Genomic DNA, 19386 nt, shown 5'->3' on the forward strand with positions numbered 1-19386 from the left:
GCATGTCCAAACCCCGCATCATCGTCACCCGCCATATCTACCCCGAAGCACTGGACCACTTGGCCCCGCACTTCAACATCACCCACAACCAAGAAGACAAGCATTACGCCTTGGACGAGTGGATCGCGCTGCTGAGCCAACAAGACGGTGCGCTCACCATGGGGATCGAGCCTGTGAACGAGCAGGTGCTGAGTGCCTGCCCCAAACTGCGTATTTGCGCCAACCTGAGCGTGGGCTACAACAACTTTGATGTACCTGCCATGACGCGTTACAAAGTGGTGGCCACCAATGCGCCCGATGTGTTGACTGAAACCACAGCCGACTTTGGTTTTGCGCTGATGATGGCCACCGCGCGGCGCATCACCGAAGGCGAAAACTACATTCGCCGAGGCGATTGGCACAACTGGAAACTCGACTTTTTTTGCGGCGCTGAAGTGCACGGCAGCACGCTGGGCATCATCGGCATGGGGCGCATTGGCCAAGCCATTGCACGCCGCGCAGCGCATGGCTTTGGCATGAAAGTGATTTATCACAACCGCAGTCGTTTGGCACCTGAAAAAGAAGCAGGCTGCAAAGCACAGTACGTCAGCAAGTCTGAACTGTTGCAAACCGCCGACCATGTGGTGTTGGTGGTGCCGTATTCCAAAGAAGCGCACCACACCATCGGTGCCGCTGAATTGGCCTTGATGAAACCCACCGCCACCTTGGTGAACATTGCGCGGGGTGGCATCGTCGATGACGCAGCCTTGGCGCAGGCTTTGCAGTCTGGCCAAATTGCCGCAGCCGGTTTGGATGTGTTTGAAGGCGAGCCCAAAGTGCACCCCGAATTGCTGACTTGCCACAACCTGGTGTTGACACCGCACATCGCCAGCTCCACCAAGAACACGCGTTTGGGCATGGCCATGTTGGCGGCCAACAATCTCATCACCTTCTTCAATGAAGGCAAAGCACTCACCCCCTTGAATCCAGAGGTGTTGTCATGAGCATGGACAGCAACTGGCTTGTGGTTCTCAGCATGGCCGTGCTGTTTGCTGTGGCCATGTTCCTCATGCGCCGCATGTCGACTAAGCCTCAAGTGCCAAATGAGTTTGTCCTGTTGGAAGAAAAAATGGACCGCCTGGGCAAAGAGCTGCGCTACGACATCATGGAAGCCTCGCGCAATGACCGTCAAGAGTTGTCCCAAAGCTTGGCGCAGTTTCAACAAACCCTCACAGAACAACTGGCCTTGATGCAAGCCAACATGAACAGCCAGTTGTTGGCGCTGGGCGAGGGCAACACGCGCCGCATGGCCGAGGTGCGCGAAACCTTGGACCAGCAGCTGCAACACATGCAACAAACGAACGTGGCCAAGCTCGATGAGATGCGCCAAACCGTGGATGAAAAACTGCAATCCACCTTGGAAGCACGCTTGAGCGAGAGCTTCAAACAAGTGGCTGAACGCCTCGAGCAAGTGCACAACGGTTTGGGTGAAATGAAAAACCTCGCGCAAGGCGTGGGGGACTTGCAGCGGGTCTTGAACAACGTCAAAACGCGCGGCATTTTTGGCGAGGTGCAACTCGAAGCCTTGCTGGAACAGGTGCTCACCATCGAGCAGTACAGCAAGCAAGTGGAAACCAAACCACGCAGCAACCAGCGTGTGGATTTCGCCATCAAGTTGCCCGGCCGCAGCGACGACGGCGTGAGTGTGTGGTTGCCCATTGATGCGAAGTTTCCGCGTGAAGACTACGAGCGTTTGCTGGATGCGCAAGACCGCGCCGATGTGGTTGGTGCCGAGGCCGCCGCCAAAGCCATGGAAGTGCGGATTCGCCAAGAGGCCAAGAGCATTGCCGAGAGTTATTTGGCGCCACCCCACACCACCGACTTTGCGATTTTGTTTTTGCCGGTGGAAGGTTTGTACGCCGAGGTGCTGCGCCGCCCCGGCCTCATGGACTTGTTGCAACGCGACTACCGCGTGACCTTGGCCGGGCCCACCACCTTGCTGGCCATTTTGAACAGCTTGCACATGGGCTTTCGCACCTTGGCCTTGGAGAAACAAGCCTCTGAGGTGTGGAAGGTGTTGGGCGCGGTGAAAACCGAGTTTGACCGTTACGGCGAATGGGTGTCCAAGGTGCGCGAGCAAGTGCAAAAAGCCGCCGACACCCTGGACCGCGCCGACACCCGCAGCAAGCAAATGCGCCGTGTGTTGAAAGGCGTGGAGGCCTTGCCCGAGGCCGAGGCTTTGGCCAGGTTGCCGCTAGAGGCACTGGACCAGCCCGATGCTGGGGACGCAGAGTCTTAATCAACCTTTAGTAGTACGCGCCAGGCGGCTGGCCATTATGCATGGCAGTGTTGCAGCGCATCTTGGCGCAGCGTGAGGCCTTGCAAGACCAAGGCCGCTTGGGGCATTTGATGCACGGCCGAGCGCGGCGGCTGTGGCGCATGCTGGGTTATCAGTGGCAAGGGTTTTGGCGCAGTTAGTGCTCAACCCTGAGAATTTCCAATGAAATCAAGCACTTGCTAATGAAATGGGAATTTTTTGCCTCTATTTAACATGATTTTGTGTCTTTAATGCACTAAAAATAACTCATAAGTTTGTTATGGTGTAGTCCTAGAAGTTGACATTGAGGCTGCTGCCATGACGTTCACCCTTGAAAACCTGCAAACCCCCTTGCTCGAACCCTCGCTGTTCCGTTCGGACTTGGAAGGCTTGTTGCACGACACCCATTTCCCCACCGACATGCTGTTGCGTGCGGCCACCTTTCGGCACGGCTTGGTCATGGCCGGGCTCACGCGCTGCACCAGCAGCGAAACGCTGTGGCGCAGACCGGTCAACCACGACAGGGTCATCTTGGTGGTGGGCCAGGCCGAAAGCGACTCCTCTTTGAGGTTGGGCGGCGACAGCCTGCGCTGCAACCTGGTGTTGCTCAAAGCCGTGTGCCAAGCCCACGCCGACGCCTACATCGTTTACAAACCCCACCCCGAGGTCTGGGCCCGCATGCAAGCCCAAGGCCATGGTGCCAACAACCTGCTGCTCTGGTGCGATGAATGCGCGGGCGATGTCCCCATGTCGCAATTGCTGCCCAAGGTCAACGAGGTGCACGTCATGAACTCCTTGGCCGGTTTTGAGGCGCTGATGCGCGGCAAAAAAGTCAGTTGTTATGCCCAGTCCTTCTATTCAGGTTGGGGCCTGACCACCGACCTGGTGCCCATGGCCCCACGCTCGCGCCAAATCAGCTTGGACGAGTTGGTGGCCGGGGCCATGTTCAGCTACCCGCGCTACATGAGCCGCTTGGCTGGGCGCATGGGCCACGACGACATGGCGCTCACCGACATGGGCACGATTCGACATGAACTCTCTTTGCTGTCGGCTGCCATGACCTGAGCTTGTTGTGCCAGTGCGTGGCGACGGCGTCCATGCCAGAGCCACCAAGCCCGGTTTGGGGGCCAAAGTGCCACAAAAAAAACCGCCTCACCCTCACGGGCAGGCGGTTTTTTGTGGGCGTTTGAAACTCAGACGCGCTTGCGGTATTCAGCGGTGCGGGTGTCAATTTCCACCTTGTCGCCTTGCGCCACGAAGATGGGCACGTTGATGTCGAAACCGGTGGAGATTTTGGCAGGCTTGAGCACTTTGCCCGAGGTGTCGCCTTTGACAGCGGGCTCGGTCCAGGTGATTTCACGCACCACGCTGGTGGGCAGTTCCACCGAGATGGCTTTGCCGTCGTAGAACACCACTTCAGCGGACATGCCGTCTTCGAGGTAATTCAGTGAATCACCCATGTTTTCGTTTTCCACTTCGTACTGGTTGAACTCGGTGTCCATCCACACATACATGGGGTCGGCGAAGTAGGAGTAGGTGCACTCTTTCTTGTCCAGCACGATCTGGTCCATCTTGTCGTCGGCCTTGAACACCACCTCGGTGTTGAAGTTGGCGATCAAGCTTTTGAGCTTCATGCGCACGGTGGCGGAGTTGCGGCCACCACGGCTGTATTCGGTTTTGAGCACGACCATCGGGTCTTTGCCGTGCATGATGACGTTACCGGCGCGAATTTCTTGAGCGATTTTCATAAAAGGTGTGGGGCTTGGAAAACCGGCTATTTTAGCCGTGCGCCGCCACGAAGCCTTCCAAGCGGGTCAGCAGGTCGGTTTCGGCTTGCAAACGAGCACGCAAACCTTGGACCCAAGCGGTCCATGGCGCCATGTGATCAGGCGTCAAAGCGGGCAGCGGTGTGGGCTGCTCGGCGTTCCAAGCCAGGTGCGCTTGCACCACCAACGGCGGGGCTTGGGTGGCTTGCAGAAAAGCTTGCAGCTTGGGCCAATGGGCACCATCGTCTTGCGGGTAAATCTGCCATAAGAAGGCTTTGCCCGCCCAAATCGCCCGCACCACAGAGTCTTCGCCGCGCACCAAGTTCAGGTCGTGCGCCGCCAGCATCTCGTCAAACGCGGGCTGCGGCAGGTAGGGCAGTTCGGTCACTTCAAAGCCGGGCGTTTCAGGCCAATCTTGCAAGGCATGTTGCACGGCTTGCGTGGCCCGACCAGCGGTCACGGTCAACTGCACAGCGGGTGATTGTTCATGCAGCTGCTGTAGCCACAGCCCCAAACTGGCGGGCTCGTAACAAAACAAGCTGATGCGCAGTGGTTTGGTTGGCAAAGAAAGCTTGTCGTGTTGCAAGGACATTGGTTCATGAACATGGTGGACATTGGCGGGTAATGCATTTTGTGAACCTGAGGATGTTTGCTGGCCTTTGAAAACGCGCCCATCCACACCGGGCCCCAACACGCCGCCACTGTGCGGGCTCAAGCCGGGATAGAAAAACCATTTCGTCAAACCTTTGGCGGGGCCGTGCATGACGGGCGAGGGCAGGCCGTGGTTGCGCAGCGCAGAAGGCTCGGCGCTGAAATATTCCAGGTTCACCCACACAGGCGGCTGGGGTGCCAAGCCCATCGCCGCTTGGTAGCCCAGTGGCAGTTCGCAGCCAAAGGCTTCAATCACCACCTGCGGCAATTCTTTGGCGACAAATACCGCTGCATCATCGGGCCAAGGCAACACACTGACGCCCTCGCAAGCTGTTGGGGCCATCCATTGCAAAGCAGAGGCATCGTCCACATACAGATGCACCGTGTGGCCCCGCGCGGCCAACTGTTTACTCAGTCGCCAACACACGCCCAGGTCGCCGTGGTTGTCCACCACGCGACAGAAAACCGCCCAATCAAGGCGCTGTGTGGTCAATTGCAATCGGTGCTTTCTTCAATGCTGTCAAAGGCTTGCAAGCTTAAGGCATGAAAACGCAGGGCTGTTTGCAGGCCGGTGTGGGTATGTTCAGCGTCTACACTTCGGCCATTCGAAAAACGCACACGGAAAGATGCAAGCATGACCCAACTCAGTCAACGCGCCCAAAACCTGGGCACTGAAAACGCGTTTGTGGTGTTGGCCGAGGTCAACAAACTCATTCGCGAAGGCCACGACATCATTTCGTTTTGCATTGGCCAGCCCGACTTTCACACGCCGAAGAACATCCAAGACGCGGGAATAAAAGCCATTCAAACCGGCAAGCATGGCTACACGCCGTCAGCAGGCATTCCAGAATTGCGCCAAGCAGCAGCCGACTATTTCACCCGCACCCGTGGCGTGAAAGTGGACGCCGATGATGTGGTGGTGGGCGCCGGTGCCAAGCCCTTCATTGGTTACACCATCCAATCGGTGACCGACTTTGGCGCTGGCGATGAAGTGATTTACCCGGTGCCGGGTTTCCCGATTTATGAATCACAAATCAAGGCCAATGGCGCTGTGGGTGTGCCCATCTACCTGCGCGAAGAACGCAACTTCAGCTTCGACCCGCAAGAGCTGGCCGAGAAAATCACGCCGCGCACCAAGCTGTTGATTTTGAATTCACCGCAAAACCCCACGGGCGGCATCCTGACCGCACAAGACCTGGAAGCCATCGCCGACATCTTGCGCAAGCACCCGCAAGTGTGGGTGTTTGCCGACGAGATTTATGGGCAACTGGTGTATGACGGCGAATTCAAATCCATCGCTGCCTTGCCCGGCATGCAAGAGCGCACCATCCTCTCCGATGGGTGTTCGAAAACCTGGGCCATGACCGGCTGGCGTTTGGGCTTTTCAGCCAACAAAAAACTAGCGCCTTATTTCACCAACTGGATCACCAACACCGAGTCGTGTGCCTCGCACATCACGCAATGGGCTGGTGTGGAAGCTTTGAACGGTCCGCAAGATGATGCACGACACATGCGCGATGTGTTTTTAAGCCGTCGCAATTTGATTGTGGGCTTGTTGAACCAAGTGCCCGGCGTCAGTTGCAAAACACCGGGTGGTGCTTTCTACGCGTGGCCGAATGTGACCGAGGCTTGCCGCCTCACCGGTTGCGCCGACTCCGAGGTGTTGCGCAAACGCTTGTTGCTCGAAGCTGGCGTGGCTGTGTTGGCCGACATTCATTTTGGAGCTCGCGTGCCCGGCGATGGTCAGCACATCCGCTTCAGCTATGCCGCGTCTGATGAAGCCATCAAGGCGGGTATTGCACGCATGGCGGACTTCATCCGGAAAAACACGCTTTAAACAAACACCGGCAAGGTGTCGAAATTGCCATTCAACAAGGCTTGGCTGTTGGCACCCATCCACTGCGCCATGACCGTGGCATAGACCCGGCGGAAGTCGGTGGTGTGCAGCACATTGCCTTCGGCGTTCAAGTTGGTGAGGCTGGGTTCTTGGCCATAGTGGCCACCTTTCACAGGCTGGCCAATCAGGTACACATGGTTGGCGGTGCCGTGGTCGGTGCCCAGGCTCGTGTTCTCGGCGGCGCGGCGTCCAAACTCGGAATAGACCATCACGGTCACGTCTTTGTCGCGGCCAATGCGTTTCATGTCTTGCATGAAGCCACTGACACCATCGGACACATAGGTGAGCAGACGTTGGTGTTGCTCGGCCTGGTGCACATGGGTGTCAAACGCGTTGTGTCGGTAAGCAGTGTGGTAGATGCGCGTGGGCAGTTTGGCGTGAATCAGGGACGCGACCTTGGGCAAGTCCATCGGCAAGATGCCGTAGTCCACCGGAGTTTTGTAGTTTTGCCAAGCCGCCCGCACTTGGGCTGAGGCCAAACGAGCGCTTTGCGCCACATCCTCTAAAAATTGGTGCGAGGTGTTCAACACCACTTGGCCTTCAATGGGTTTGTCGATGAGTGGGCGGCTTTGGAACAAACCTTTGCGGCCAAAGCGCTCGGGGTCGTCAAACACCACCGGCACATGCTTGGCAGCACGCACCGCCAAAGATTGGCGCTCGTCAATGTTCACCAAAAAATTCGGCGTCAGTTGCGGGTCGATGGCATCAGCCAAGCGACCCAGCCAACCATAGGGCTCGCCGCCATTGGGCACACCGGTGTGCCAATAGGCGGCCGAGGTGAAGTGTGAATACGAGGGGTTGTCATAGCCACAGCCATGCACCACCGCCATCTGCCCGTCCTTGAACAAGCGTTCAAAACCCGCCATGCCCGGGTTGAAGCCGTGGCTGTCGTCGATTTTGCGCAGCTTGTTGGCGCGGATGCCCAGCTTGGGGCGCAAACGGTAATACGCATCATCTGCATAAGGCACCAGCGTGTTGAAGCCGTCGTTGGCACCGGTGAGTTCCACCACCACCAAGATGCGGTTCGGGTCGGTGGCCAAGGCCTGAACCGAGGGCAGGGCAGCGCCCAAACCGATGCCAGCCAAGCCTTGTAGAAATTGTCGTCTGTGTGTCATGGGTCAGCCCAATTGGTAAACAGGCAGCGACAAGATCACATGCAGCGCGTTGCGCAACGCGTCTTCCATGTAGCTGTCGGCCTCAGAAAGTTGTCGGGTGCCCAGGTCTTGGGCCAGCATGTGAGCGATGCGTTGTTGCACATCGGCGCTCAGCTTCGCTGACAAAAAACGTTGCGCCAAATGCGCCACCGCATCGTCGGTGGTTTGGCATTTGGCGGCACGCAGCATGGCCGACACGTTCAGTTGCGCGGTGGCACGTTCGATGGGTTTGACTTTTTCAATCGCTTTGCGCCAAGCGTGGTAGCTGGCCAAGCGGGTGTTGAAGTCTTCGTCGCGGTCGCCTTGGTTGGACATGGACATCTCGCCCGCGTCTTTGCCCACCGGTTTGGTGGCCGTGGTGATGTCCTGGCCTTGCGCCAGTTTGTCCGCCACCGGGTTGATTTGGTACAAGCCATTGGGCACACGGTCAGCCGCCACAAAATCGATAGGCGGAAACACCGTGTCGTAAATCACATTGCCCCGCGCCAACAACAGGCCTGGCGTGATCCAACTTCTGCCGTGGGCCCAACCTGCCACATTGGGCGGGTAAAACAATTTTTGGCCCAGCAACTCGGTTTGTTCGTTGAAGTCGGGGATGCCTGGCACGGCTTGCAAGCCCATTTTTTTATAGGTGGAGATCACCAATTCCACCGGTGATTTGATGCGCGTGGCCACGCTGTCATAGCTGTAAAAATCTTTCGACAACAACACGGTTTCCATGAAGGCAGCGGTGTCGTAGCGACTGTCGCGCAGCAGCTTGCCGAGTTGTTGTTGATGGCTTGCTGACAAGTCTTCGCGCACAAAGTAGCGGTAGAGCTTGCCCGCGATGAACTCGGCGGTAACGGGTTGCGCCAACAAGATGTCAATCACTTGTTCGCCATTGAAACGCCCGGTTTGGTTCAACACGGTTTTCACACCGTCGTCGTGTTGGCTGGGGTTGATGACGAACTTCAAGCCTTGGTAGTTCCAACCGGTGAAAGCACGTGCCGCTTCCTTGATGTCTTGCTCGGTGTAGTTGCCCACGCCCATGGTGAACAACTCCATGATCTCGCGGGCAAAGTTTTCATTCGGTGCGCCCTTGAGGTTCACACCCGCATCCAAAAAGGCCAGCATGGCCGGGTCTTTGGCCACCGCCACCAGCAGGTCGCGAAACTTGCCCGTGGCATGTTGACGCAGCAATTCGTTTTGAATTTGCAGCTTGCGGTAGTCGCGCACTTTCTCTTCGGTGGTGGCGAAGTGGCCGTGCCAAAACAGCGTCATCTTTTCTTGAAAAGGACGCGGCGTGGTCAGCATGCGGTTGGCCCACCAATAGCCCAAGCGATGTGTTTCCAAGCGCGAAGCTCGCAGCCAGTATAAATACCGGTCGGCCACTTGTTGTGCTTTGCGGTTGCCCTCGGGCTTGACCTTCACACCCAAAGATTCGCCCGTGGCTTTGGCCAAATCGGTGGCCGCAGGGCGCGACACGGCAAAAGGCTCCAAGCCTGCATCGTGCGAGCCCGAGTCTTGGAAGGGAGTGAACTTATCAGGGGTGTGTTGGTAGCGCACCAGGCTTTTCACCGCTTGCGCAGGCGTCATGCGGGCCAAGCGTTCCACCTCTTGGGGTGTGCCGCCAAAGCCCGCGCGTTCCAGCAAATGCTTGGCCCGGTCGGCGTTCCACTCAGAGGCGGGCAGGGGAGAGAGGTCGTTGGACCACAGCTTGGTGTTGTTGTCTGCGGCTTGGGTTGTGCCCAGCATGAACATCAGACACCATGAAACAATGCATGAATTAAATTTGTCTTTCTTCATTCAAAAATCATAACCAGCTGCCAAGGTCTACTTCTCATGAAAATCGCTAACCAAGCCCTGTTTGCTGTCGCCTGTGTGATGGCTGCTGCCAGCGTGTTGTTGGCCGCGTATGTGGCGCATCTGGGGGCCGACTTGTCCGCCCCTGCTTTGCGCTCGTTACAGTCGGCGCTGCAAATGCAGCAGTTTCACAGCTTGGCCTTGTTGCTGGTGGCTTGGATGGGCATGGGACCACGTTCGCACCCACTGCATCTGTGGTCGGGTGTTTTGTTTTTGCTGGGCTTGTTGATGTTCAGTGTGAACATCTTGTTGATTCATTTGGCAGGCGTGGATGCCTTTAGAGTCGTCACGCCTTACGGCGGCATGGCGTTTGTGGCCGGATGGTTGTTGCTGATTGGAGCGCTTCGCGCTAAAAGTTGATGATCAAACCCATGGCGATGGCGCATGCCAACACCATGGCGAACAAGCCAGCGCCCACCAGCATGGCGTATTTTGTGCCACCCGATACCCACGCCACACCAAATCGCGCCACTGCGCTTGACGCCAAAATGCCGAACACGCCCCACTGAACAACCTCGGGTTGCGCACGGCCATCAACTGCCAATTGCGCCACGCTCACGGCAGCCGCATGAATTTCAGCCAAGGCCACAATCCACGCCGTCACCAAGGTGCCTGCATCACCAAACAATTCACGCAGCCAAGCAGAGACCAGCAACACAAAACCAATGATGGCGGCAATCAACAGTGCATGTGAAATTTTGAAGGCACTGGTGGTGCTGTCCACATCGGGCGACACGAAGTCTTCCATTTGTCGGAAATACCATGCGGCGACAGCACCCAAGGCCAATGCGGCCAACACCAATGGCAGGAGCAGAGCGTTCAGCAGAGATGGGGATGTGGCACCCAACACCATGCCAAACAACATCAACGACGACAAGATGGACAACAAAGCCGCAGCGCTGGCGGCATACAGAAGATGCGGGTTGTCTTTGATGCGGTGCCCCATGCTGGCGACACAGGCGGTGGAAGACACAAAGCCAGAGAAAAACCCTGCAATCGGAAAACCCCAGCGTGTGCCAGTGGCCCTGAAAGCGATGTGACCGAACATGCCGACAGCCATCACCAAGACCACGATGCGCCACAAGGCATAAGGGATGAGGGCGCCCCAGGGGTCAATCGGAGTTTGGGGCAGCAAGGGCAAGATGATCAGGGCCGAGGCACACAGCCACAACAAATCATTCAATTCGTCTTTTCGAATCAAATCGCGACTCATGCGCAGCAAGGGTTCTCTCGCGTGAAACAAAACCGCCACCACCACGCCCGAGCCCAGGGCGGTTAGCCATGCCGTTGAAGATCCCTGCCATTCCATCTTGTTCTCAATCACTGCTGTAAAGCACCATGGTAGCGATGTAGCTTAAGTACAAGGAATTTCTTCAAGCATAAGACAGCTTTCTGAGACAGGTGAATGAGAAAGTCACATTGTTGGCTTCTGGTTTTCTCTAGTCGTTGGACGTATGTGGCGTAGTAACCTCTTGGCATGAACAACAGACCACCCGACCAATACATTCAAGTGCAAGGCCACCGCATTCGCTACTGGCAACAGGGCGACAGCGGTTCCACCGTGTTGCTTTTGCATGGCATCAGTTGCTCGGTGTTGGAGTGGGAACACAACATCGCGGCCTTGGCCACACAACACCGTGTCATCGCTCTCGACTTATTGGGTTGTGGCCTGAGCGACAAACCCCTTGATGCGTCTTACGACATGGAATCCCAAGCGCGCTTTGTGTTTGATTTCATGGATGCCATGGGTTTGTCCAGCGTCAACTTGGTGGGCAACTCCATGGGCGGACGCATCGCCATGGAATGCGCGGCCATGCACCCAGAACGCGTGAACAGCTTGGTGTTGTCTGCACCGGCCGGTGTGGGCGTGGACACCTTGTTCAATTTCCGTTTGGCCAGCATTCCTGTTTTGGGCGAGCTGCTCACAAAGCCCAGCATGTTTGGCTTGGGCATGATTTGGAAATTGGCATTCCACAACAAGTCTTTTGTCACGCGCGACCTGGTGGCCGAAAAACTGATGTTGGCCCAGCAACCCCATGCGCAAACCGTGTTTCTCACCACTTTGCGCAGCTTGCTGGGCTTTGCTGGTTTTCATGCCGCGCCGCGCCAAGCTTTTCATGCCCGCATCGCCAAGATCCGCTGCCCCAGTTTGGTCATTTGGGGTCAACAAGACCAGTTTTTACCAGTCTGCCATGTGCCCATCTTGAAGCCCTTGTTGCCACATGCTCGCTATGAATTGGTGGACCAGTGCGGTCATGTGCCCATGACCGAAATCACCGACCGTTTCAACAGCATGATTCTTGATTTTTTAAAGCAACTCCCATGACAACAAAAACTTTCGAAGACTTCAGCGCCGCCGCCCAAACCATTGGCTACCACGAATGCTTGGTGCGCGAATGGGCCCCGTCCTTGGTGATTGACACCCACACCCATCCGTTTGATGTGACTGCCTTCATGGTGCGTGGTGAATTCACCCTGACCGTGGGCGAGGTGCAAACCACGTACAAAGCCGGACAAGCTTTTTCATTGGCTCGAAATATTCCCCATGCGGAACACTACGGCGCAGAAGGCGCCACCGTCTGGGTGGCCCGCGCCAACTAGCTCAGTCCAGCTTGGCTTGCGACAGGTTGAAGCTCGATTGGGGTAATCGCAAGTCCATTTTTTCAAGCGTGTGCACCAACAACTCTGTCAAAAAATAATCACGGTAGCGTTTGTGGTCTGCAGGCACCACATACCAAGGAGCTTGTGCGGTGCTGGTGGCTGACAAGGCGTCTTCGTAAGCTTTCATGAAGGACGGCCAGAGTTTGCGGTCTTCAAAGTCGGAGGCTTGCAGCTTCCAGTTTTTGTCTGGATCGTCGATGCGGGCTTGCAAGCGTTTCTTTTGTTCTTTTTTCGAAATGTGCAAATAACACTTGAGCACGGTGATGCCTTCAGCAACCAACAAGGACTCAAAGTGTCTGATGTTGTCATAGCGGCGTTGCACCGTGTCTTCATCAATCCATTTCATCACGCGGGTGACCAACACATCCTCGTAATGGCTGCGGTTGAAGATGACCATGTCACCACGGCCAGGTACTTTGCTGTGGATGCGCCACAGAAAATCGTGGCGTTTTTCTTCGTCGGTTGGCGCACTGAATGCATAGGCATGCACGCCCAGGGGGCTGACATGTGAGAACACACGGCGAATGGCGCCATCTTTGCCAGCGGTGTCCATGCCTTGCAATACCAGCAAAAAGCCCTTGGTCTTGGCTGCATAAAGAGTGGATTGCAGCTTGCTTAATTTCTCAAATAAGGGCTTTATATCGACCTCGTCCTGATAAGAAGACGCGGGCTCGGTGTCCATGTCCTCTAGCGACACAGAGGCCCCTGGTTGGATGCGCCATGCGTTGAAATTGGGTTTGCTCATGATGGTCTGCTTGAATGCGATGAAGCAAGTTTAGTCATAATCGTTTCAGCACAGCGGTTTGCTTTGCAAACGCATCAGGCTTTCCATCACTCTCTGCCAAGCCATGAACCAGACCTTGATTCAATCCGCCGCCAAGCAACTCTTGCCTGCTTGGTCAAACATCCAAGCTCTTCCCAGCTTGGACGCCAGCCACCGGCCGCAAAACCGCGCTGAAGGCTACAGCGTGCAACAAGCTTTGTTTGAGGCCACCCAAGACAGCACATATGGTTGGAAGATTGCAGCCACCAGCCTAGCGGGTCAAAAACACATTGGTGTCAGCGGTCCTTTGGCGGGTCGCTTGCTGCGCTCTCGACGTTTATTGCCAGGCGCACAAGTGAGCTTGCAAGGCAATCTGATGCGCGTGATGGAAGCCGAGTTTGCGTTTCGCATGAAGCGCGATGTGCTTCGCAGAGGCGCAGCACCCTTGTCCACTGCCGATGCGATGGACGCGGTGGAGGCCCTGCACTTGGCCATCGAAATTCCCAACTCGCGCTACACCGCGTTTGAGCATGTGGGTGAAGCTTCCTTGATTGCCGACTTCGCCTGCGCGGGCCATGTGGTCATTGGCCCAGAGGTGACAGCATCTTGGCGGCAACTGGACTTGGATACACACAAGGTGCAGGTCTTCAAACAGGGCCAATGGGTGGCCGATGGCGTGGGGGCCAATGTCTTGGGCGACCCGCGTTTGGCCCTCACTTGGTTGGCCAACGAATTGCAAGACCATGGTCTGCACTTGCGGCAAGGTGACACGGTCATCACCGGTACTTGCGTGGTGCCTGTGCCAGTGAATCAAGGCGATCAGATGCTGGCCGACTTTGGCGTGCTGGGCCAGTTGGCCGTGGCCTTCACTGAGGATTCCTAGGGTTTCCCCTTGAACTGAAAAGCAGTGATAAAGTGAAAACTCAAGTTTCGATAAAAGTGATATTCGAAGGAATCTTTTCGCCGCATCATGCAAGAACTTCAAGTGATTTTGAGTGGTGTAGCGCAAGGCTGTATTTACGGCCTGATTGCTTTAGGCTTTGTGCTGATTTACAAGGCCACCGAAACCGTTAGCTTCACCCAAGGCGAATTGATGATGCTGGGCGCATTTTGCGGTCTGGCCTTTGTCAGCTATTTGCAATTGCCCTTTGTGTTGGCGGTGGTCGCATCCATGTTGGTCATGGCCTGCATCGGTTGGTTGATTGAGCGCGTGGTCATCAACCCGGTCTTGGGTGAGCCTGCTTTTGCCATCGTCATGCTGACCATCGGTATTGGCTATGTCCTTCGCGGGGGCATCACCATGATCCCCGACATCGGTACCGAAACCCACAGTTTCGAGGTGCCCTATAAAGACCTGACTTTCAATGTTGGTGGTGTGGTTCTCGGTGCGCCGCAGCTGGTGGTGATCGGCAGTACCGCCTTGTTGTGTGCAGTGCTGTATGTCGTGTTCAAGTACTCGCGTGTCGGCATTGCCATGCAAGCCACCTCGCAAAACCAACTCGCCGCTTATTACATGGGCATCCCAGTCAAGCGCTTGAACAGCATGGTCTGGGCCTTGGCTGCAGCGGTGGCAGCCATTGCGGGTTTGCTGTTGGCTCCCATCACCTTTGTGCATGCCAACATGGGTTTCATTGGCTTGAAAGCCTTCCCAGCCGCCGTGGTGGGTGGTTTTGGCAGCTTGCCCGGGGCCATCGTCGGCGGCATCATCATTGGCGTGGTCGAAGCCATGGCCGGTTTTTGGTTGCCCGAAGGTTTCAAGGATGTGGCGGCCTATGTGGTGGTCTTGTTGATGTTGGTCTTCAAGCCGAATGGCTTGTTTGGCGACAAACTGCGCAAGAAGGTCTGAAGCATGCGATTCATCTTCAAGACCCGCTACGACCAAGACATTCAACTGGCCAAACACAGTGGCCATGTCTGGGCCTACAGCTTGTTGCTGTTGCTGCTGTGCTTGGCACCGTGGTTGATGGAAGAGTACTGGTTGGCGCAGCTCACCTTTGTCTTGATTTACGGCATCGTGGGTTTGGGGCTCATGGTCTTGGCTGGGTTCACCGGTTTGTTCTCCATTGGCCACGCAGCCTTCATGGGCGTGGGCGCTTATGTGGCAGCAGTCTTGTCTGGCCATGGCGTCTCATTTCCTGTCAGTGTGACCATGGCCGCGGGCCTGTCGGCCATCGTGGGCGCGGTGGTGGGCTTGCCTGCGCTGCGCGTCAAAGGGATTTACCTGGGCATTGCCACCCTGGCCTTCGGCTTCATCGTGGAAGAGGGCTTGGCCCGTTGGGAAAGCGTCACCGGCGGCAATGCGGGTATCCATGTGAAGGTCATCTCCATCTTGGGCTGGCAAGCCAACAGCGGTGAAAAGTTTTATGCCGTGTGCTTGGTGTTGGCGGTGCTTTGCACCTTGGCGGTGTTGAATGTGCTGCGCAGCCCGACGGGGCGTGCCTTTGTCGCCATTCGCGATTCTGAAATTTCAGCCCAAAGCATGGGCATTCACTTGGCCTATTACAAAACCTTGTCGTTCATGATGTCCTCGGCCTTGGCCGGTATTGGTGGTGCTTTGTACGCCCACAAAATGCAGTTCATCAGCCCCGACCAGTTTGGCATTTTGCAATCCGTTGATTTGCTGCTGATGGTGGTCATTGGCGGTTTGGGCTCGGTGCATGGCGCTTTCTTGGGCGCGATTTTCCTCATCACCATGCCGCAGCTCATCACCTTGGGCAAAGACTTTTTGCCAGCCGCCATTGGTCAGGCGCCGGGCTTGCAAGCCGTGGTGTATGGCTTGGTGCTGATTGGCTTCGTGATGTTCGAGCCCATGGGTTTGTATGGCCGCTGGCTGAAAATTCGCACCTGGTTTGAACTCTTTCCCTTCTACCGCAAAGGCATGTTCAAGCGGCAGAAAAGTTTCCAAAAATCGGACCGACTCAAATGAGCGACATCTTGTTGAGCGCCCACGATTTAACCGTTCGCTTTGGCGGCGTGCTGGCGGTCAATGGCGTGAGCTTCGATGTGCGCCAAGGCGAGGTGTTCACACTCATCGGCCCCAATGGCGCAGGCAAAACCACGGTGTTCAACCTGATCAGCCGCATCTACACCCCCACGTCCGGTCATTTGAATTTCCTGGGCCAGCGCTTGAGTGATGTGCCGCCGCATGCCGTGGCCGCCATGGGCATTGCCCGTACCTTCCAAAACATCGAATTGTTTGAACACGCCACGGTGTTGCAAAACCTGCTCATCGGTCGGCATGTGCACAACCGCACCGGCTTTTGGAGCCAAATGCTGTTCACATCCACCGTGCGCAGTGCCGAACGCGCGACCCGCCAAAAAGTGGAGGAGGTGATTGACTTCCTCGATTTGCAGCACTACCGTGACACCTTGGTGGCCGGTTTGCCCTATGGTGTGCGCAAGGTGGTCGAGTTGGCACGTGCGCTGAGCACCGACCCCAAATTGTTGTTGTTGGATGAACCCTCATCGGGTTTGAATGTGGAAGAAACCGCTGACATGGCGTTTTGGATTCAGGACATTCAACACGACCTGGGCATCACCGTGCTGATGGTGGAACACGACATGAGTTTGGTGTCCAAGGTCAGCAACCGGGTGTTGGCCATGAACCAGGGCGAGGTCTTGGCCATGGGCGAACCAGCCCAGGTGCAGGCCAATGAAGCAGTCATCGAAGCCTATTTGGGCGGCAGTTTTGACGCCGCCAATTTGCGGCGAAAGGCCTGACGCGATGGACGCCTTGCTGCAACTCAACAATGTGGAAAGCGCCTATGGGCCGGTGCGCGCCATCCGCGGCGTCAGCCTGTCGGTGCTGCGCGGTCAAATTGCAGCGGTGTTGGGCTCGAATGGCGCGGGCAAAACCACCATCTTGAAAACCATTTCGGGCATCATCGATCCGCGCAAAGGCAGCATCCATTTCAAGGGCGACAACATCACCCCCATGGACCCGGCATTGATCGTGCAGCGTGGTTTGGTGCATGTGCCCGAAGGCCGCGAGGTGTTTCCACTGTTGTCGGTGAAAGACAACCTGTTGATGGGGGCTTACACCCGGCAAGACCGCGACGCCATCGCCCGCGACATGGAATTGGTGTTTGGCTACTTCCCTATTCTGAAAGAACGTGCCCAGCAAGACGCAGGTTTATTGTCCGGCGGACAGCAGCAAATGTTGGCCATCTCTCGCGCCCTCATGAGCGAGCCCGATTTGATTTTGTTGGACGAGCCCAGCCTTGGCCTGTCCCCCAAACTTACCCAAGAGATTTTTGAGATCGTGGTGCGCATCAACCGCGAACGCGGCACCACCATTTTGTTGGTGGAGCAAAACGCCAACATGGCTTTGAACGTGGCCGACCATGGTTTTGTTCTCGAATCGGGGCGCATCGTCATGGAAGACAGCTGCGACCGCTTGCGTGAAAAAGACGACATCAAAGAGTTTTACCTCGGCCTCAAAGAAGCGGGTGCCCGCGATGAGCGTCGTTGGAAAAAGAAAAAGACCTGGAGATGACATGAGTCAACTGTGGAACACCGCCCATGCCCAAGGCAGCACCCACGTGGTGATGCCCGGGGAGACCATGGTCGAGGTGTTTTGGAATGCGGTGGTCCAACGCGGTCCGCGTTTGATGATGCGCGAGAAAAAATTCGGCATCTGGCGTGGTTGGACCTGGCATGAAACCGGCGATGCGGTGCGCCAACTCGCCATGGGTTTGGCAGCGCATGGTTTTGCGCCTGGCGACTGCGCCTCCATCTTGGCCAATACGCGCTTGGAATGGGTCTTGGCGGACATGGCCGTGCTGAGCGCCGGTGGTGTGTCCAATGGCATCTACCCCACGGACGCGGCGCCGCAGGTGCAGTACCAGTGCGAGGACTCATCCACCACCGTGTTGTTTGTTGAAGATGAAGAACAGCTCGACAAAGCCTTGGTCACGCGTGAACAGCTGCCCAAGTTGAAACTGATTGTGGTGATGGACATGGAAGGCCTGACCCGTTTCAGTGACCCGATGGTGATCAGCCTGGACCAATTGCGCGAGGAGGGGGCCGCCTTCGACGCAGCCAACGCCGGTTTGTTCGAGCAGCGTGTGCACAGTCGCCGCCCTGAAGACTTGGCCATCCTGATTTACACCTCGGGCACCACCGGCAAACCCAAAGGCGCGATGCACAGCCATGCCGCGCTTGTCTACATCGTGCGGGGCTACAACCAGGTGTTGCGCCAAGACGAGACTGATGAACGCATGTTGTTTCTGCCGCTGTGCCATGTGGCCGAGCGCTTGGGCGGCCAGTATTTCTCCATTTACACCGGCACCGTGTTCAACTTTGTTGAGAACCCCGACACCGTGCCCGAAAACGTGCGTGAGATCGCGCCCACGACGTTCACCGCCGTGCCACGCGTGTGGGAGAAGTTTTACTCGGCGGTGACGATTGCCATTGCCGAAGCCGGTCTGCTTCAACAATTTGTTTATCGCCAATGCATGGCCGTGGGTTATGCCGTCAGTGACCGGGTGCTGGCGCAGCAGTCCGTGCCCTTGTGGTTGAAAGCTGCGTTTCATCTGGCCAATGTCTTGGCCCTGAACAATGTGCGCAGGATGATGGGCATTCAACGCGCTCGCACCTTGGTGACCGGTGCCGCACCCATCTCGCCCGAGTTGGTGCGTTGGTATTTGGCGCTGGGTTTGCCGATGATGGAGGTCTGGGGACAAACCGAATCTTGCGGCGGCTCGACCGCCATGCCAGCCCACCGCATCAAGTTGGGCAGCATTGGCACTGCGTGCCCATACAACGAAGTGATGGTCGATCCGAACACCCAAGAGCTGTTGATTCGCGGCCCGAATGTGTTCATGGGCTACCTGAACCAACCCGAGAAAACCGCTGAAACGGTGGATGCCCAAGGCTGGTTGCACACCGGTGACGTGGGCAGCGTCGATGCCGACGGTTATTTCCGCATCACCGACCGCATGAAGGACATCATCATCACAGCGGGCGGTAAAAACATCACGCCCAGTGAATGGGAAAACGAGTTGAAGTTTTCACCCTACGTGACCGACGCCGTGGTCATTGGTGACAAACGTGCCTACCTCACCGTGATCATCATGATCGACTTGGACAATGTGGAGAAATTTGCGCAAGACCGCGACGTGCCTTTCTCCAATTACGCTTCTCTGACCCGGGCGGCCGAAGTGCAGACGCTGATACAAGCCGAAATTGAGAAAGTCAACCGCAAGTTCGCGCGGGTCGAGCAAATCAAGCATTTCCGTCTGCTGGATACCCAGCTCACCGCCGAAGACGATGAACTCACGCCCACCATGAAGCTCAAGCGCAAGTTCGTGGAGCAGAAGTACAAAGACATGATCGAAGAGATGTACCGTGCTTAA

At 56.5% G+C, this 19386-nt stretch carries 21 protein-coding genes; 14 read left to right on the forward strand and 7 right to left on the reverse strand.

Translation table 11 applies throughout. The features are described from left to right. Positions 1-2: 2 nt before the first annotated feature. The 4 genes from AC8GFP_RS03435 (at position 3) to AC8GFP_RS03450 (ending at position 3361) form a co-directional block, all read left to right on the forward strand. Positions 3-983 carry a 2-hydroxyacid dehydrogenase gene (locus tag AC8GFP_RS03435; protein WP_506610238.1) on the forward strand — a complete coding sequence of 327 codons (981 nt, stop codon included), beginning with the start codon at positions 3-5 and terminating at the stop codon, positions 981-983. 2 nt (positions 984-985) lie between these two features. Then, positions 986-2278 carry a DNA recombination protein RmuC gene (locus AC8GFP_RS03440; protein WP_506610540.1) on the forward strand — a complete coding sequence of 431 codons (1293 nt, stop codon included), beginning with the start codon at positions 986-988 and terminating at the stop codon, positions 2276-2278. Between the two features lie 41 nt (positions 2279-2319). Then, a complete protein-coding gene (locus AC8GFP_RS03445; protein WP_506610240.1) occupies positions 2320-2457 on the forward strand; it encodes a hypothetical protein in 138 nt (45 codons plus the stop codon). Between the two features lie 157 nt (positions 2458-2614). Beyond that, the gene (locus AC8GFP_RS03450) at positions 2615-3361 is read left to right on the forward strand and encodes a capsular polysaccharide export protein, LipB/KpsS family (protein WP_506610242.1); all 747 of its coding nucleotides are present in this window, start codon (positions 2615-2617) and stop codon (positions 3359-3361) included. 128 nt (positions 3362-3489) lie between these two features. Here the strand turns inward: AC8GFP_RS03450 and efp are convergent, their stop codons facing one another. Genes efp through AC8GFP_RS03465 form a run of 3 tightly spaced genes read right to left on the reverse strand, consistent with a single transcriptional unit; the run spans position 3490 to position 5349 of the window. Continuing rightward, complete coding sequence (gene efp / locus AC8GFP_RS03455) at positions 3490-4044, reverse strand: elongation factor P (RefSeq protein WP_506610244.1); 555 nt, start codon at positions 4042-4044, stop codon at positions 3490-3492. Positions 4045-4075: 31 nt separating this feature from the next. Beyond that, positions 4076-5212 (reverse strand): elongation factor P maturation arginine rhamnosyltransferase EarP, encoded by a 1137-nt coding sequence (gene earP, locus AC8GFP_RS03460; protein WP_506610246.1) that lies wholly within the window; start codon positions 5210-5212, stop codon positions 4076-4078. Further along, positions 5203-5349, reverse strand: coding sequence for a hypothetical protein (locus AC8GFP_RS03465; protein ID WP_506610248.1), 147 nt, complete (start codon positions 5347-5349; stop codon positions 5203-5205). Before AC8GFP_RS03465 ends, earP begins: the two co-directional genes overlap by 10 nt. Between AC8GFP_RS03465 and AC8GFP_RS03470 the strand changes: the two genes are divergently transcribed. Continuing rightward, entirely contained in the window at positions 5348-6550 is a 1203-nt protein-coding gene (locus tag AC8GFP_RS03470) for a pyridoxal phosphate-dependent aminotransferase (RefSeq protein WP_506610250.1), read from the forward strand. The genes AC8GFP_RS03465 and AC8GFP_RS03470 overlap by 2 nt on opposite strands. On the opposite strand, the gene AC8GFP_RS03475 is transcribed toward AC8GFP_RS03470, so the two are convergent. Further along, positions 6547-7725: a DUF1501 domain-containing protein gene (locus AC8GFP_RS03475; RefSeq protein WP_506610252.1), complete on the reverse strand. Its 1179-nt coding sequence runs from the start codon at positions 7723-7725 to the stop codon at positions 6547-6549. The genes AC8GFP_RS03470 and AC8GFP_RS03475 overlap by 4 nt on opposite strands. A gap of 3 nt (positions 7726-7728) precedes the next feature. Continuing rightward, positions 7729-9498: a DUF1800 domain-containing protein gene (locus tag AC8GFP_RS03480; RefSeq protein ID WP_506610254.1), complete on the reverse strand. Its 1770-nt coding sequence runs from the start codon at positions 9496-9498 to the stop codon at positions 7729-7731. 87 nt (positions 9499-9585) lie between these two features. Between AC8GFP_RS03480 and AC8GFP_RS03485 the strand changes: the two genes are divergently transcribed. Then, the gene (locus AC8GFP_RS03485; protein WP_506610256.1) at positions 9586-9966 is read left to right on the forward strand and encodes a DUF423 domain-containing protein; all 381 of its coding nucleotides are present in this window, start codon (positions 9586-9588) and stop codon (positions 9964-9966) included. Here the strand turns inward: AC8GFP_RS03485 and AC8GFP_RS03490 are convergent. Further along, positions 9956-10915 (reverse strand): MgtC/SapB family protein, encoded by a 960-nt coding sequence (locus AC8GFP_RS03490; RefSeq protein WP_506610258.1) that lies wholly within the window; start codon positions 10913-10915, stop codon positions 9956-9958. The genes AC8GFP_RS03485 and AC8GFP_RS03490 overlap by 11 nt on opposite strands. Positions 10916-11083: 168 nt before the next feature. On the opposite strand from AC8GFP_RS03490, the gene AC8GFP_RS03495 reads away from it, so the two are divergent. Both AC8GFP_RS03495 and AC8GFP_RS03500 read left to right on the forward strand, forming a co-directional pair. Beyond that, entirely contained in the window at positions 11084-11932 is an 849-nt protein-coding gene (locus AC8GFP_RS03495) for an alpha/beta fold hydrolase (protein ID WP_506610260.1), read from the forward strand. Continuing rightward, the gene (locus AC8GFP_RS03500; protein ID WP_506610262.1) at positions 11929-12207 is read left to right on the forward strand and encodes a cupin domain-containing protein; all 279 of its coding nucleotides are present in this window, start codon (positions 11929-11931) and stop codon (positions 12205-12207) included. Before AC8GFP_RS03495 ends, AC8GFP_RS03500 begins: the two co-directional genes overlap by 4 nt. Position 12208: 1 nt before the next feature. On the opposite strand, the gene AC8GFP_RS03505 is transcribed toward AC8GFP_RS03500, so the two are convergent. Further along, on the reverse strand, positions 12209-13012 hold the full coding sequence (locus AC8GFP_RS03505; protein ID WP_506610264.1) for a PPK2 family polyphosphate kinase: 804 nt from the start codon (positions 13010-13012) through the stop codon (positions 12209-12211). A 103-nt stretch (positions 13013-13115) separates the two neighbouring features. Here AC8GFP_RS03505 and AC8GFP_RS03510 point away from each other — a divergent pair, with 103 nt between their 5' ends. The 6 genes from AC8GFP_RS03510 (at position 13116) to AC8GFP_RS03535 (ending at position 19386) form a co-directional block, all read left to right on the forward strand. Continuing rightward, positions 13116-13913, forward strand: a complete 798-nt coding sequence (locus tag AC8GFP_RS03510) for a 2-keto-4-pentenoate hydratase (protein ID WP_506610266.1) — start codon at positions 13116-13118, stop codon at positions 13911-13913. Positions 13914-14000: 87 nt separating this feature from the next. Then, positions 14001-14876 carry a branched-chain amino acid ABC transporter permease gene (locus tag AC8GFP_RS03515; protein ID WP_506610268.1) on the forward strand — a complete coding sequence of 292 codons (876 nt, stop codon included), beginning with the start codon at positions 14001-14003 and terminating at the stop codon, positions 14874-14876. Positions 14877-14879: 3 nt separating this feature from the next. Then, on the forward strand, positions 14880-15956 hold the full coding sequence (locus tag AC8GFP_RS03520; protein ID WP_506610270.1) for a branched-chain amino acid ABC transporter permease: 1077 nt from the start codon (positions 14880-14882) through the stop codon (positions 15954-15956). Continuing rightward, a complete protein-coding gene (locus AC8GFP_RS03525; RefSeq protein WP_506610272.1) occupies positions 15953-16750 on the forward strand; it encodes an ABC transporter ATP-binding protein in 798 nt (265 codons plus the stop codon). The genes AC8GFP_RS03520 and AC8GFP_RS03525 overlap by 4 nt, the downstream gene beginning before the upstream one ends. A 4-nt stretch (positions 16751-16754) precedes the next feature. Continuing rightward, a complete protein-coding gene (locus AC8GFP_RS03530) occupies positions 16755-17525 on the forward strand; it encodes an ABC transporter ATP-binding protein (RefSeq protein WP_506610274.1) in 771 nt (256 codons plus the stop codon). Position 17526: 1 nt separating this feature from the next. Continuing rightward, the gene (locus tag AC8GFP_RS03535; protein ID WP_506610276.1) at positions 17527-19386 is read left to right on the forward strand and encodes an AMP-dependent synthetase/ligase; all 1860 of its coding nucleotides are present in this window, start codon (positions 17527-17529) and stop codon (positions 19384-19386) included.

Source organism: Limnohabitans simekii (SeqCode) (assembly GCF_965234735.1).
GTDB lineage: Bacteria > Pseudomonadota > Gammaproteobacteria > Burkholderiales > Burkholderiaceae_C > Limnohabitans > Limnohabitans simekii.